Origin of the sequence: Butyricicoccus sp. AF35-5AC (genome assembly GCF_003477715.1) — a bacterium.
Taxonomy (GTDB): domain Bacteria; phylum Bacillota; class Clostridia; order Oscillospirales; family Butyricicoccaceae; genus Agathobaculum; species Agathobaculum butyriciproducens.
Map to the genome: position 1 here is coordinate 76,117 of NZ_QUDX01000007.1, position 12,817 is coordinate 88,933.

General features: G+C 54.2%; 14 protein-coding genes, 1 tRNA gene and 1 pseudogene. 9 read left to right on the forward strand and 7 right to left on the reverse strand.

The annotated features are described in order from the left end of the window. Window positions 1-135 precede the first annotated feature (135 nt). A tRNA-Leu gene (locus tag DWZ82_RS10170) sits at window positions 136-222 on the forward strand. Between the two features lie 51 nt (window positions 223-273). Here the strand turns inward: DWZ82_RS10170 and DWZ82_RS10175 are convergent. Further along, window positions 274-1,548: a dicarboxylate/amino acid:cation symporter gene (locus DWZ82_RS10175; RefSeq protein WP_118480615.1), complete on the reverse strand. Its 1,275-nt coding sequence runs from the start codon at window positions 1,546-1,548 to the stop codon at window positions 274-276. Beyond that, the gene (rfbD, locus tag DWZ82_RS10180; RefSeq protein WP_118480617.1) at window positions 1,545-2,408 is read right to left on the reverse strand and encodes a dTDP-4-dehydrorhamnose reductase; all 864 of its coding nucleotides are present in this window, start codon (window positions 2,406-2,408) and stop codon (window positions 1,545-1,547) included. Before rfbD ends, DWZ82_RS10175 begins: the two co-directional genes overlap by 4 nt. Before the next feature lie 245 nt (window positions 2,409-2,653). Here rfbD and DWZ82_RS15170 point away from each other — a divergent pair, with 245 nt between their 5' ends. The 8 genes from DWZ82_RS15170 to nagA all read left to right on the forward strand — a co-directional run bounded on the left by DWZ82_RS15170 (window position 2,654) and on the right by nagA (window position 9,296). Continuing rightward, the gene (locus tag DWZ82_RS15170) at window positions 2,654-2,818 is read left to right on the forward strand and encodes a hypothetical protein (RefSeq protein WP_158575183.1); all 165 of its coding nucleotides are present in this window, start codon (window positions 2,654-2,656) and stop codon (window positions 2,816-2,818) included. A 133-nt stretch (window positions 2,819-2,951) separates the two neighbouring features. After that, complete coding sequence (locus tag DWZ82_RS10185) at window positions 2,952-3,722, forward strand: copper homeostasis protein CutC (protein ID WP_118480619.1); 771 nt, start codon at window positions 2,952-2,954, stop codon at window positions 3,720-3,722. Beyond that, window positions 3,719-4,564, forward strand: coding sequence for a BglG family transcription antiterminator LicT (licT, locus tag DWZ82_RS10190; RefSeq protein ID WP_118480621.1), 846 nt, complete (start codon window positions 3,719-3,721; stop codon window positions 4,562-4,564). The genes DWZ82_RS10185 and licT overlap by 4 nt, the downstream gene beginning before the upstream one ends. A 371-nt stretch (window positions 4,565-4,935) precedes the next feature. Next, window positions 4,936-5,427, forward strand: a complete 492-nt coding sequence (locus DWZ82_RS10195) for a PTS sugar transporter subunit IIA (RefSeq protein ID WP_118480623.1) — start codon at window positions 4,936-4,938, stop codon at window positions 5,425-5,427. Between the two features lie 19 nt (window positions 5,428-5,446). Continuing rightward, on the forward strand, window positions 5,447-5,704 hold the full coding sequence (locus DWZ82_RS10200) for an HPr family phosphocarrier protein (protein ID WP_118480625.1): 258 nt from the start codon (window positions 5,447-5,449) through the stop codon (window positions 5,702-5,704). 123 nt (window positions 5,705-5,827) lie between these two features. Then, the gene (locus DWZ82_RS10205; RefSeq protein WP_118480627.1) at window positions 5,828-7,312 is read left to right on the forward strand and encodes a PTS transporter subunit EIIC; all 1,485 of its coding nucleotides are present in this window, start codon (window positions 5,828-5,830) and stop codon (window positions 7,310-7,312) included. Between the two features lie 118 nt (window positions 7,313-7,430). Further along, on the forward strand, window positions 7,431-8,168 hold the full coding sequence (gene nagB, locus DWZ82_RS10210; RefSeq protein WP_118361254.1) for a glucosamine-6-phosphate deaminase: 738 nt from the start codon (window positions 7,431-7,433) through the stop codon (window positions 8,166-8,168). A 15-nt stretch (window positions 8,169-8,183) separates the two neighbouring features. After that, the gene (nagA, locus tag DWZ82_RS10215) at window positions 8,184-9,296 is read left to right on the forward strand and encodes an N-acetylglucosamine-6-phosphate deacetylase (RefSeq protein ID WP_118480629.1); all 1,113 of its coding nucleotides are present in this window, start codon (window positions 8,184-8,186) and stop codon (window positions 9,294-9,296) included. 100 nt (window positions 9,297-9,396) lie between these two features. Here the strand turns inward: nagA and DWZ82_RS10220 are convergent, their stop codons facing one another. The 5 genes and pseudogenes from DWZ82_RS10220 to DWZ82_RS10235 all read right to left on the reverse strand — a co-directional run. Then, window positions 9,397-9,555 (reverse strand): binding-protein-dependent transport permease, encoded by a 159-nt coding sequence (locus DWZ82_RS10220; protein WP_117490033.1) that lies wholly within the window; start codon window positions 9,553-9,555, stop codon window positions 9,397-9,399. A 66-nt stretch (window positions 9,556-9,621) separates the two neighbouring features. Next, window positions 9,622-10,200: a flavin reductase family protein gene (locus DWZ82_RS10225; protein ID WP_118480631.1), complete on the reverse strand. Its 579-nt coding sequence runs from the start codon at window positions 10,198-10,200 to the stop codon at window positions 9,622-9,624. Window positions 10,201-10,257: 57 nt separating this feature from the next. Next, entirely contained in the window at window positions 10,258-11,421 is a 1,164-nt protein-coding gene (locus DWZ82_RS10230) for an AfsR/SARP family transcriptional regulator (protein WP_118480633.1), read from the reverse strand. Between the two features lie 555 nt (window positions 11,422-11,976). Next, the gene (locus tag DWZ82_RS16065) at window positions 11,977-12,114 is read right to left on the reverse strand and encodes a zinc-ribbon domain-containing protein (RefSeq protein WP_442861152.1); all 138 of its coding nucleotides are present in this window, start codon (window positions 12,112-12,114) and stop codon (window positions 11,977-11,979) included. 140 nt (window positions 12,115-12,254) lie between these two features. After that, window positions 12,255-12,764: pseudogene (locus tag DWZ82_RS10235) on the reverse strand (zinc-ribbon domain-containing protein); the annotation flags it as partial. Between the last annotated feature and the right edge of the window lie 53 nt (window positions 12,765-12,817).

The window sequence follows — 12,817 nt, forward strand, 5'->3', positions numbered from 1 at the left end:
GAACTATTATATTTATTGTATCGCTTTTTCTGAAAAACCGCAATAGGAAAGCAGCAGAGGCGGGATTGAAAAAACCTCAAACCGGCGGCGCACATGGTTTGACAGACTGAATCCATTCTGGTATAATATTTACACGCCGCCATGGCGGAACTGGTAGACGCAGGGGACTTAAAATCCCCCGGTAGCGATACCGTGCCGGTTCGATTCCGGCTGGCGGCACCAGAAAAACCCCGTATTTCTTACGAAATACGGGGTTTTTCCTGTCAGTTTGATTTAATTCTTGTTAAATACAGACTTATCCAGTGCGCCGTCCTGATGCGCCACGATCGTGGTGCAGACAGCGTCGCCGGTGATATTAACGGCAGTACGCGCCATATCGAGGATACGGTCGATACCCATGATCAGACCGATTCCGGCAACCGGCAGACCGACCGAATCGAATACCATCGCCAACGTAACCAGACCAACCGACGGCACGCCTGCGGTACCGATGGAGGCGAGCGTTGCGGTCGCAATAACGGTCAGATAATCCGCAGGGGTCAGCTGGATGCCGAACGCCTGTGCAACGAATACAACGGCAACGCCCTGCATGATGGACGTACCATCCATGTTGATGGTCGCGCCGAGCGGGATGGTGAAGGACGAAATACGGCGGTTGACGCCGATTTTTTCCTCCAGCGTGTCGATATTCATCGGGATAGTGGCGTTAGAGGTTGCGGTCGAGAACGCAAAGCCCATAACCGGAGCGAATTTCTTGAGGAAACGCAGCGGATTGAGTCTCGTAAGCAGCGCCAGCAGAATCTGGTATACGCCGCAGCACTGGATGAACAGCGCCAGCAGCACCGCGCCCATGTACTTGAACATTGGCACCATGGCGGAGAAACCGAGACCGGCAAAGGTCTTAGAGATCAGGCAGAATACACCAATGGGAGCCAGACCCATGACCATCATGGTCATTTCCATCATAATATCGTTGCCCTGCTGGAAGAAGTTCGTTACCAGCTGGGTCTTATCCTGCAGCTTGGCGAGGATAACGCCGATGATGAGCGCAAACACGATAACCTGCAGCATTTCGCCGTTGGCCAGTGCGCCGATCGGGTTTTTCGGGATAATGTTCAGCAGGGTTTCCGCAAAGCTGACCGAATCCGAAGAAGCGGTGACTTCGGCGGTCTGGATCTGCGACATATCCAAGCCCATGCCCGGCTTGATCAGCAGACCGATGCCGAGTGCAACGGCAACTGCCATCATCGTGGTGAAAATGTAGAAGCCGATGATTTTTACGCCGACCTTGCCGAGCGTTTTACTGTCGCCGATGGCAGTAGCGCCACAGATCAGCGAGCAGAATACCAGCGGTACGACCAGCATCTGCATCAGGCGGATAAAGCCCTGACCAACAACATAAAATACGCCGTTTACCAGCACGTTCTGCACAAAATCCACATCAGCTGCAAACATATTGAGTGCAATGCCGACAATCGCACCGGCGATCAGCGAGATGAAGATCTTTGTAGTCAGACCGAGTTTCTTTTTCTCTTTTACTTCATTCATTTATTTACTCCCGTCTTCCGGTGAGCCATGTATTCGCTCAGCGCGTCATGCCAGTCCGGCATTTGATACAAACCAGTGATACGCAGCATCATGTTATCCAACAGCGTAAAGCGCGGACGCAGCGCAGTGTTCTCGGAGGCCGAGGTGACTGGCACATTTTCCTTGCCGGCGAGACGCAGAATTTCGCGGGCGTACTCTGCACGGGAGCACGAGCCGTCGCACGATGCGTGAAACAGGCCGTACTCGCGGCTGTGCATCAGGCAGTCGATAAAGCCGGCGAGCGCTTTCGCCGAGGTCGGGGAGGAAATCTCGTCCTCCGGCAGATGGACCGCGCCTTCCTTTGCCGCCGTATCGAGCACGCGGTCAACAAAGTCGTACGAGCCGACGCCGTACAGCCACGACGAACGCACGATAACATGCTTGTCGGTCAGTTCGCGCACGAGCTTTTCACCGGCGTACTTGCTCTTGCCGTACATCGTGGTCGGATGGGGATCGTCAAACTCACAGAAAGCCTTGGCTTCGTCGCCGCCGAATACGTCGTCGGTCGAGATCTGAATGAATTTTGCGTCGATGCGTCTTGCAGCGGTCGCCAGATTGCGGGCGCCGATGGCGTTGATCTTATACGCTTCTTCGGGGTTCTCCTCGCAGGCCTGCACGTCGGTCAGGCCGGCACAGTTAATGATGACATCCGGATGGTTGATATCGGCAAAACGGCCGACAACGGATACATCCTCAACCGGTACATCGCGGTCGCTGGTTACCAGCTTATATGCTGTGTTGCCGCCGAAACGATGACTAAGCGCGGAACCCAGTCTGCCGCTTGCTCCCGCGATCCAAACGCGGGTCGTAATACTGTTCATAAAACACCTCTCCTGTCGGCCCGGTGCAGCGGAACTGCTCCGGCGCGCATTACCCATTTTATGGGCTGTATATTCAGTATAGCACAAAATCGTTAAAAAAACAACAAAATATGCGGTCTCTTTGCATAAGTATGCTTGCATTCCTGCAAACTATCCGATTTGTGCAAAACTTCTTTGTATTTTTATACAAACTGACAAGACAGCTCAGCCGAAGAAAAGAAACAGCCAAAAGCGCGGAGAATTTTTTGGGAATATGGACGGCCAATATCTGTCAGCGCTATGATGTCCGTACACCGATCGACGGTATCCGCGGCATGGTCGAGATCAGCCGCCATTATGCGGAAAATGCTGTAGATCACCTCTCTGCATACGAAGCGGGGAGATGGTTTATTTTATATGAAAACATCTGATTTTTATTGTGCAGAATGCTGTAAAAACCTGCATTGACCTATGCGGTTTTCGGTGATATAATTAACGGATAACAGTGTGGATTGAATCACATAATTTGCCAAGCGTTATTTTGTCTCGAAGGAGGAGCAGGAAATGAAACCGGTTCTGGAGGTTTGCACCCACTCGGTCGAGTCTGCGGTAAGCGCGGAGCGCGGCGGTGCTATGCGGCTGGAGTTATGCGCCAATTTAATGATCGGCGGTACTTCGCCGGATGAGGATCTGTTCCGCATGGTGCGGGAACGGGTTTCCGTACCGGTTCGTGTGCTGCTGCGTCCGCGCTGCGGCGATTTTTTGTATACAGAAAGCGAATTTGAGCTGCTCTGCCGTCAGGTGAAGCGCTTTGCCGCGCTCGGCACGGACGGCATTGTCATCGGCGTGCTCACGCCGGAGGGCGATCTTGATGAGGAACGTATGGCAAAACTGATTTCGCTTGCAGGCGGCTGCGGTGTGACGCTGCACCGTGCGTTCGATGTCTGCCGCGACCCGTTCGCGGCACTGGAAACCGCAAAGCGGCTGGGTGTGGATACCATCCTCACTTCGGGTCAGCAGGCGCGCTGCACCGAGGGTGCACCGCTGCTGCGCGAGCTGGTCGAAAAAGCAGGGGAGCGCGTGCAGATTCTGGTCGGTGCAGGCGTAAACGCCGATGTTATCCGCGATTTGCAGCCGAAAACAGGCGCGAATGCCTTCCATCTTTCCGCAAAGCGGGTGGAAAACAGCAGAATGCAGTTCCGGCGCGAAAATGTGCCGATGGGGCTGCCCGGACTGAGCGAATTCAGTTTGTGGCAGTGCGATGAAAATGCAGTCCGTGCGGCGCGTGAAGCGTTTGATGCGTGCTGCGGTGCGGGTCAGGAGGCGCGGACGTGAAAATAGAAAAGGTACTCAACAACAATGTTGTGGTCGCGCTGGATGAAAACGGTGCGGAGACTGTGCTTATGGGGCGCGGTCTGGGCTTCGGCCGCCGCGCGGGCGACGAAGCGCCGCCGGACAAGGTGGAAAAGCGGTTCACGCTGCACTCGGATCAGCTTTCCGACCGGTTCCAGCAGCTGATAACAAGCATTCCGCTGCCGCATTTCCTGATGAGCGAACGCATTATCAACCATGCGAAGATCGCGCTCGGCAAGGAACTGTCGGACAGCATTTACGTTACGCTGCCCGATCATATCTCGGCGGCTGTCAATCGCTATAAGGAGGGCATTGTACTGCCCAATCCGCTGCTGTGGGACATTCGGCAGCTGTACAAGGACGAATTCCGCGTGGGTCTCAAGGCAAATGAGATCGTCAAGGAGGAGACCGGCGTGGAGTTCACCGAGGACGAGGCGGCATTTATCGCGCTGCACTTCGTCAATGCTCAGCTCGGCGGCGAAATCCGCGATATTTACGACATGACTTACCTGCTGAAAGCGGTTTTCGGCATCGTTTACGACGAATACGGCTTCCGCCCGGATGATGAATCGCTCAATTACTACCGGTTTGTCACGCACCTCAAGTTCTACGCACGGCGTATCGTCAGCGGAGAAGGCTACGGCGATGAGGACAGCGATCTGCTCGATGTGGTGCGGTTCAAGTACCCGAAGGCATATGCCTGTGCGGACAAGATTCGCGTGTACGTCCAGAGGGAGAAAAATTTCCACTCCGGACAGAATGAGCTGCTGTATCTCACCATTCACATCGCCCGTGTGATGGAGCACATTGATGATAAAAAGTAATCACGGAGTCCGTACTGCACAAGCAGTGCGGACTTGCTTTTTTGTGCAAAGTGCAGAAAAACAACACGAAAATTTGGCAACTAATTCGACAAGTTGCTCTTGCCAAGGTGAGAAAAGTTTGTTATACTGCAATTAACAAGTAAACAGTATCCGTTTGAAATGGATTGTTACCGCTTCGGCGGGCAAAACCAGATTTCTCGCAGGAGTTGCCATCAAAGAGCAAGTTGTATCTGTGCAGAAGTTTGGTTCTTTTTATTTTCTGTATGTTTTCGTACAAAACAGGCATACTTAAGGCAACACCGCACAATTTACGCGCAAATCACTCTTATTCAATCATGCGGTATTGCCTAATCAAAAAGGTTGTGAGCAAAATGTTTGGTAAACTGAAAAATCTGTTTGGCGGCGACAGCGGCATCGAGATAACGGCGCCGGTTGCCGGCAAGGTGGTAGCACTGGAGGATGTACCCGATCCCACGTTCGCACAGGGCATTCTCGGTCCGGGCATTGCGATCGAGCCGGCCGAAGGACGCATCGTTGCTCCGGCGGACGGCACGGTGGATGTGATGTTTGAGACCGGCCACGCCGTTTCCATGACGACGGCGGACGGCGCGGAGCTGCTCATCCATGTCGGCATCGACACCGTACAGCTTGAGGGAAAGCACTACAAGGCGTGCTGCAAGGCAGGCCAGCAGGTCAAAAAAGGCGATGTCCTCATCGAGTTCGATCCGGCGGCCATCAAGGCGGAGGGCTATCAGATCGTAACGCCCATCCTCGTGTGCAACCCGGATGCGTTCACCGTGGAGCCCGCCGCGAGCGGCGCGGTCGCCGCAGGCGATGCACTGCTGACACTGAAGAAAAAGTAACGGAAAGGAAGTATTCTCCATGAAAATCGTTGAATATACCATCAAGGATGCACTGGGCATCCACGCTCGACCGGCGGGACTGCTGGTCAAGGAGGCAGGCAAGTTTGCCTCGAAAATCATGATCGCCAGCCCGAAAAAGGAAGTCGATGCCAAGCGCATCATGGGCGTGATGGGTCTGGGCGTCAAGTGCGGTGATACCGTAAAGCTCACCATCGAGGGTGAGGACGAGGAGACCGCTGCAGCTGCAATGCAGGCGTTCCTCGAGAGTAATTTGTAAGGATTTCATTTCGCTGGGTGTGAACGGCGATGAAATAGGGGGACGGAAACGGAGTTCGGCTCTCCCATCCGTCAACACAATCGGCCGCTTCGGCGGTCCACAAAATAAGGAGGGGAAACTCTTATGATGAAAAAACTGCAAAAGCTGGGCAAGGCCTTGATGCTGCCGGTAGCTGCGCTGCCGATCTGTGGTATCCTGATGGGTCTCGGCTACGCAATCGCTCCGGGCGTTATGGGCGTGCCGGGCGCGGCAACGAGCGGTGCACTGTATAACATTGGCTTCCTGCTGGTAAAGGCAGGCGGCGCGCTGATTGACAATATGGCATGGCTGTTTGTCATCGGTGTTGCAGTCGGACTATCCGACGACCGTGAGGGTACCTCGGCACTGGCCGGTCTGGTATCCTGGCTGATGATGACCAACCTGCTGAGCACCGGCGTTGTTACCACGCTGATGCCCGCAATCGCGGATGATCCGGTAAAAACGCTGGCATTTGACAAGATCCAGAACGTATTTATCGCGATCATCGCAGGCATCATTGGTTCTGCGTGCTACAACCGTTTCAAAAACGCGAAACTTCCGGACTGGCTGGCATTCTTCAGCGGCAAGCGCTGCGTTGCCATCGTAACCGGTCTGGTTTCCATTCTCGTATCCGTTGTTCTGCTGTTCGTATGGCCGGTCATCTTCAGCGCTCTGGTAGCTGTTGGCGAAGGCATCATCGGCATGGAGGGCATCGGCGCCGGCATCTATGCATTCCTTAACCGTCTGCTCATTCCGACCGGCCTGCACCACGCACTCAACAACGTATTCTGGTTCGATACCATCGGTCTGGGCGATCTGTCCCACTACTGGGCCGGCGACATTACCGGTCAGAACGGCGTTACCTGGAGCCTCGGCATGTATATGTCCGGCTTCTTCCCCTGCATGATGTTCGGTATTGCCGGTGCGGCTCTTGCTATGATCAAGGCTGCCAAGAACAAGAAGGCTGCTATCGGTCTGGTCCTGTCCGCTGCCATCTGTGCATTCATCTGCGGCGTTACCGAGCCGTTTGAGTTCGGCTTCATGTTCCTGTGCTTCCCGCTGTATGTTGTTTATGCAGCTCTGTACGGTATTTTCACCATCATCACCTACTATGTTGGCTTCCGCGCAGGCTTCTGCTTCTCGGCAGGCGCGACCGACCTCGTATTCTCGTCCTTCCTGCCGGCAGCGAACAACACGCTGATGATCATCCCGCTGGGTATCGCAGCATTCGTTGTATTCTATCTGGTATTCTACTTTGCGATCACCAAGTTCAACCTCAAGACCCCGGGTCGTGAGGATGAAGAAGCCGACTTCGCAGAGGTTGACAAGAATGCCAAGCTGGCAAATAACGACTTCACCGCAATCGCAGCTGCAGTCCTCGAAGGTCTGGGCGGCAAGGAAAATGTAGAATCTCTGGATAACTGCATTACCCGTCTGCGTCTGGAAGTCAAGGACGGCACGCTCGTCAACGAGAAGAAGATCAAGGCTGCAGGCGTGGCTGGCGTAATGCGTCCGTCGCAGACCGCAGTTCAGGTTATCATTGGCACCAAGGTCCAGTTCGTAGCCGACGAAATGGCAAAGATGCTGTAAAATCTACGCAACCAAACCTATCTTGTTTGCATATCAAGAAATTGCGCTCCGCGCAATGGAAAGGGCGGGCACATTGCCTGCCCTTTCTATTTCCGGAGACAGAAGAAAGAGGTATTCCATGAAAATCATTCGCGCTAAGGATTATAACGACATGAGCCGCAAGGCAGCTAACATCATCTCGGCACAGGTTATTCTCAAACCGGATTCCGTACTCGGTCTGGCGACCGGTTCGTCGCCGATCGGCATTTACGAGCAGCTGATTAAATGGTATAACAAGGGTGATGTGGATTTCGGCGGCTGCACGACCTTCAATCTGGACGAATACCGCGGCCTGACACCCGATCACGAACAGAGCTATCACTATTTCATGCACAAAAACTTCTTCGACGCGGTGAATGTGCCGGCAGAGCGCATCAACCTGCCGGACGGCGCACAGCTTGACGCCGAGCGGGAGTGTAAGCGCTACGATGCAGCCATTAAGGCGGCGGGCGGCATTGACCTGCAGCTGCTCGGCATGGGCCTGAACGGACACATCGGCTTCAACGAGCCGGACGAGTATTTCTCCAAGGGTACGCACTGTGTAAATCTGACCGAGTCCACCATCGAGGCAAACAAACGCTTTTTCGCCTCGGCGGATGACGTGCCGCGGCAGGCGTACACCATGGGCGTGCAGACCATCATGCTGGCACGGCGCATCGTGCTGGTGGTTTCGGGCGAAAACAAGGCGGAAACCGTCCGCGAAGCGTTCTTCGGCCCGGTAACGCCTCAGGTTCCGGCATCCATCCTGCAGCTGCACACAGATGTTTCCATCGTAGCGGACGAGGCGGCACTGTCTAAGTGCGGCGATTTGCTCTAAAAAGGAAGAGAAGTTATGGAATTTAGCAATTTGAGGGTATATCAGCCGGACGGCACGTTCAAAACCGGCGGACTGTCCATCTCGGGCGACCGGATTGCATCCGCGGAGGTGAGCGCGGATGCGGTGGATATGGGCGGTCTGTACGCCGTGCCCGGACTGGTTGATCTGCATTTTCACGGCTGCATGGGCCGCGATTTCTGCGACGGCACGCATGAGGCTATCTCCACACTGGCAAAGTATCAGGCACAGATCGGCGTGGCCGCCATCTGTCCGGCGACTATGACCTATCCGGAGGACAAGCTGACACAGATTGCCGAAGCCGCCGCAACCTATCAGGCGGAGAGTAATGACGCGGCGCTTGTGGGCATCAACATGGAAGGCCCGTTCATTTCCGAGGCGAAAAAGGGTGCGCAGAACGGCGCTTATCTGCATGCGCCGGACGCGGCCATGTTCCGCCGGGTGCAGGAAAAAGCCGGCGGTCTGTTCAAGCTGTGCGATCTGGCACCCGAGCTGCCCGGTTCGATGGAGACAATCGACGAGCTGGCGGGCGAGGTGCGTATCTCGATTGCGCATACGACAGCGGATTACGACACCGCCTGCGAAGCCTTCAAGCACGGCGCGCGGCAGGTGACCCATCTGTACAACGCCATGCCGCCGTTTTCGCATCGGGCACCGGGTGTGATTGGTGCGGCCTTTGACAACGATAACGTGGCGGTTGAACTCATCGCGGACGGCGTGCATGTGCATCCGTCGGTCGTTCGCGCGACGTTCCGGCTGTTTGAGAACCGTGTTATCCTGATCTCGGACAGCATGATGGCGACCGGACTGGATGACGGCGAGTATTCGCTCGGCGGACAGGCGGTTACCGTGCGCGGCAACCTCGCTACGCTGCACGACGGCACGATTGCGGGTTCCGCAACCAATTTGATGGACTGCGTGCGCTCGGCTGTTAAAATGGGTGTTCCGCTCGGTCAGGCGATTCGGTCCGCGTCTACCAATCCGGCGCGTGCTATTGGCATTGAGCACGATTACGGATCTCTCGAGCCGGGCAAGCTGGCGAATGTGCTCCTGCTGGATGAGGAGCTGAACATTCACACGATTCTGCTGCGCGGCAGAATGCTGGGCTGAACAGCGATTTGATAAAGAAATGAAATGAAAAGAAACCGGCATCGAAAGATGCCGGTTTTGCGCTGTTTGGGTTGCATGGTGCGGAAAACTGGAAGTCGTCTTACTTCTTGTCATTGAAGTAGATGATAAAAGCACCCATTACTGCAATAGCAATGAGCAATCCAAACTCATACCAATTACCTAAAAGTTCAACTCCTACGACCGTACCTAAATAACCAACAATCAATGTAACGATTGCTGCCAAAATCGCTTTACCCATATAATCACACTCCTTTGTCAAATTTCGATTTAATATTTCAGCCAATAGTATGCAGTTGAAAACGCCTTACTTCTTCCTCTTTTTCTTCTTCTGCACGCTGTATCCGAACTTGCCGAGATATTTGCCGAGCGCAAAATACTCGCCGTGGGAGTACATAATCAGGTTCGCATCGTTGATATGAAACCGGTCGTTTTCGTCCAGATATTCGTCATCAACCGTCACGCCGACCACCTCGGCAATGAACATGGTATGGCTGCCGAGTGCGCGGCTCTCGGTCACGCGGCAGGCGATGTTGACCGGACTTTCCGCGATAGCGGGTGCGCTGACATGCTCGACCGGCATGGGCGTCAGACCGGTTTTCGCAAATTTATCCACATCACGGCCGCTGACAACGCCGCAGTAGTCGCACGCGCGCGCCAGCTTTTCGGTGGTGAGATTGATGACAAATTCACCGGTTTTCTCAATAATATCGTAAGAATACCGCGACGGACGGACCGAAATCGACACCATCGGAGGGTTGGTGCAGATCGTACCCGCCCAAGCCACCGTGATGATGTTGGGACGGTGCTCTTCATCGGTAACACTGACCATCACCGCCGGAACGGGATTGAGCATGTTGCCGGGCTTCCAGCTTTGTTTACCCATGTTTATCTCCTTTATTGTGCGCGGGATAGACGGTACGCAGTTGTTTTGAAGGTCTGATTACGTCAGCGGCTGCACCGTATAGCGGAGCCGTGCAGGCGAGTGCGGATACCGACGGTAAAACGCGCTTACCAGTCGGTCGGCAACCATGCGGCTGTTTTCGTAATTCGCCTGCGGCAGCAGGATGATATACTGCGAAATGCTGCATCGAGCAATCACATCGCCGCGGCGCAGATTGTTCTGGACAAGCACTTGCAGATTGTTCATTGCGGGGTCCAGACTGCGGCGTGCAAGCATTTCGCCGTCCTTGCCGGAGACCGACAGCAGGCAGATATTCGCTGAATGGCCGTTTCGTGCGATCGAACGGGCTTCGGAACGGTACAGAATCTTGAAAAAGTCGTATTCGCATACCATGGCGCCGCCGTGCGGCGCAGGCTCCGCAAGCTGAGAGCAAACCTCGTCCATGGTCAGTGTGCGGTCGTTTACGGTGCGTGTTGCCTGACGATACAGCGTGCGCAGCGTCTCGGACGGCATAACGCCGAAATGCGCAAACAGCAGCTCGCTCATTTCCTCGTAGACCGACATAGTGCCCTTCATATCGCCGGTGCGGAGCAGACCACGCATGAGGTGCTCATACAGGTCCTCCTGATACGGCTCAATATGAATCGCCTGATGGCACAGCGCAACGGCTTCGGCGGTGCGTTCCTGCTTTTCAAGCAGTTCGATCGCCCCGGCTGCCGTACGGGTGTACAGGCTGTGATAGTAGGCCACGATTGGAATGGTCCAGATTTCATCGGTCATGCGCGGCAGCGGATCGCCGGCATACAGTGCCAGTGCAGCCTGATACTCTGCCAGACGGACATCGTCATCTCCGGCGGCTTCGGCGGCATGAAAATGCGCCTCGAAGTCCTCAATATCGAGGGAAAGCGGTATAACGTTGTTCCAGAAGTATCGTCCTGCTTTGCGGCGGATGAGCAGGCGGCCAAGTCCCGGCTGCAGTTTGTCCAGCGCGATACGAATGCGGTGGAAGATTGATTTGAGCGCATTTCCGGGATCCGCGCTTTTTTCGCCGTTGCTCCAGTATAGATGGATCAGCTCCTCCTGGGCGAACGAGCGGCCGTGGTTATATATCATATAGGCCAACAGTGACCATACCCGGCGGGAACGGTCGTCGCTGTCGGAAATGGTGCGGTCGCCGTATCGAAGGGTAAACTGCCCGAGCATCTACACTTGTAATGTAGGTCCGTTCATCTTTGCTCCCTACCTTTGTATGATGTGTTCGCAGATTGACGCGCATGACCGATTACAAAGTCATACGGCATATATTAAAATATACCACGAAACCGGCAAAAATGCAAACCGGAGAACAGGGAACAGAGGAGTTCCTGCAGGTGCAGCCGCAGATTTGAGGGAGAACTGCCGTTGAGAAGCGAGCGCATAAAATAACATAGTATATGGATTGATTCTGAGGAAAATACGAAAATGCAGCATGATTTGCACTAAAAAGAACGCACGTTCTTTATTGAATGTTCAATTTCTCTGTATGGATAGGAGCAAGGGCAGGGTAGCAGGCTTGCAGACAATACGCTCTGCTTGGACGCCGACCGGAACAATATGGACAGCCATCCCCGCGAATCCGCTTGCTGATGGAACTCTGTCAGACATGTCCCTTCTCGCATTGCCACTCATGGCCTTTTCACATTTCCACCCAAATTTCTTATTGGATTGCCCTGCTATCTCACTGGGCCAAAGCGGCAAATTCTTTGTGGAGTGCCAGATTCAAATAAGCGCAGGCTCCGACGGCCTCACCAAGCCGCATCGCGTCCCAGTTCTCGGATGACAGATGGGGCATCTGCTTTTTCGGGAATTGGTGCGGGAACAGATGGCTGCTTTCCAAACATGTCCTTCCGAACAGATCCAGTATACTTTTTTTCAGAGCCGGGCACTACATCATAAGGTGTCAGAGGGGGATTTAACGCAGAATGCCACTCCGCGGCAATTTCCGGCCGGAGCACTGCCAGGCAGTTTTTTTCATACGCCTGAAGATTGGCACAGAACGGACAGTTGGAACGGCGCTTGGTCCTGTTAGCGATCGTTGCTTGATACTCCTGCTGACATTTTGGACAGTGCCACCAAACTTTTCGAGGTGAACCGCCGAATACAGTATCAGGCTTGTCGGCGTTGCGGGTGCTCCACTCCAACGCGATTGCAGGATATTCTACCGCCAGAGTGCGTTTCTTTCGCTCATGAAAATACATTTGATTAATTGCATATTGATCCCGCCGGTGATGAAAATCGAGCGGCTGCAAATCAAGATAGCAAAATACAGAGGCGATCATTTGGTCAAGATGCCTATCCTGCTCATCAAGCCGATACAGAATTTTCGTCTTCTGCAATACAACCGGCTCAGCCAGCTCCCGGCTGTCACAGATTCGTAGCACCTGATATCCCGCCTCTCGCAGGGCGCGGTCTTTCCGTTCTGCCCTCTCTCTGGCCGCCAGACTGCTGTGATAATAGTACCCATCATGTTCCAGCACCAATTTGTGTTCAGGTAAAAAAATATCCATATTCTCAATTTTCAACTGAAAAACCCCTTTCCGACAGAGCGGAAAGGGGTTTG

What these genes read in the sequence shown, in the direction of transcription:
- DWZ82_RS10195 (WP_118480623.1), top strand. Translation starts at nt 4,936, where the DNA reads ATGTTTGGTAAACTGAAAAATCTGTTTGGCGGCGACAGCGGCATCGAG.
- DWZ82_RS10175 (WP_118480615.1), bottom strand. Translation starts at nt 1,548, where the DNA reads ATGAATGAAGTAAAAGAGAAAAAGAAACTCGGTCTGACTACAAAGATC.
- DWZ82_RS10230 (WP_118480633.1), bottom strand. Translation starts at nt 11,421, where the DNA reads ATGCTCGGGCAGTTTACCCTTCGATACGGCGACCGCACCATTTCCGAC.
- DWZ82_RS10205 (WP_118480627.1), top strand. Translation starts at nt 5,828, where the DNA reads ATGATGAAAAAACTGCAAAAGCTGGGCAAGGCCTTGATGCTGCCGGTA.
- DWZ82_RS10225 (WP_118480631.1), bottom strand. Translation starts at nt 10,200, where the DNA reads ATGGGTAAACAAAGCTGGAAGCCCGGCAACATGCTCAATCCCGTTCCG.
- rfbD (WP_118480617.1), bottom strand. Translation starts at nt 2,408, where the DNA reads ATGAACAGTATTACGACCCGCGTTTGGATCGCGGGAGCAAGCGGCAGA.
- nagA (WP_118480629.1), top strand. Translation starts at nt 8,184, where the DNA reads ATGGAATTTAGCAATTTGAGGGTATATCAGCCGGACGGCACGTTCAAA.
- DWZ82_RS10220 (WP_117490033.1), bottom strand. Translation starts at nt 9,555, where the DNA reads ATGGGTAAAGCGATTTTGGCAGCAATCGTTACATTGATTGTTGGTTAT.
- DWZ82_RS10185 (WP_118480619.1), top strand. Translation starts at nt 2,952, where the DNA reads ATGAAACCGGTTCTGGAGGTTTGCACCCACTCGGTCGAGTCTGCGGTA.
- nagB (WP_118361254.1), top strand. Translation starts at nt 7,431, where the DNA reads ATGAAAATCATTCGCGCTAAGGATTATAACGACATGAGCCGCAAGGCA.
- DWZ82_RS10200 (WP_118480625.1), top strand. Translation starts at nt 5,447, where the DNA reads ATGAAAATCGTTGAATATACCATCAAGGATGCACTGGGCATCCACGCT.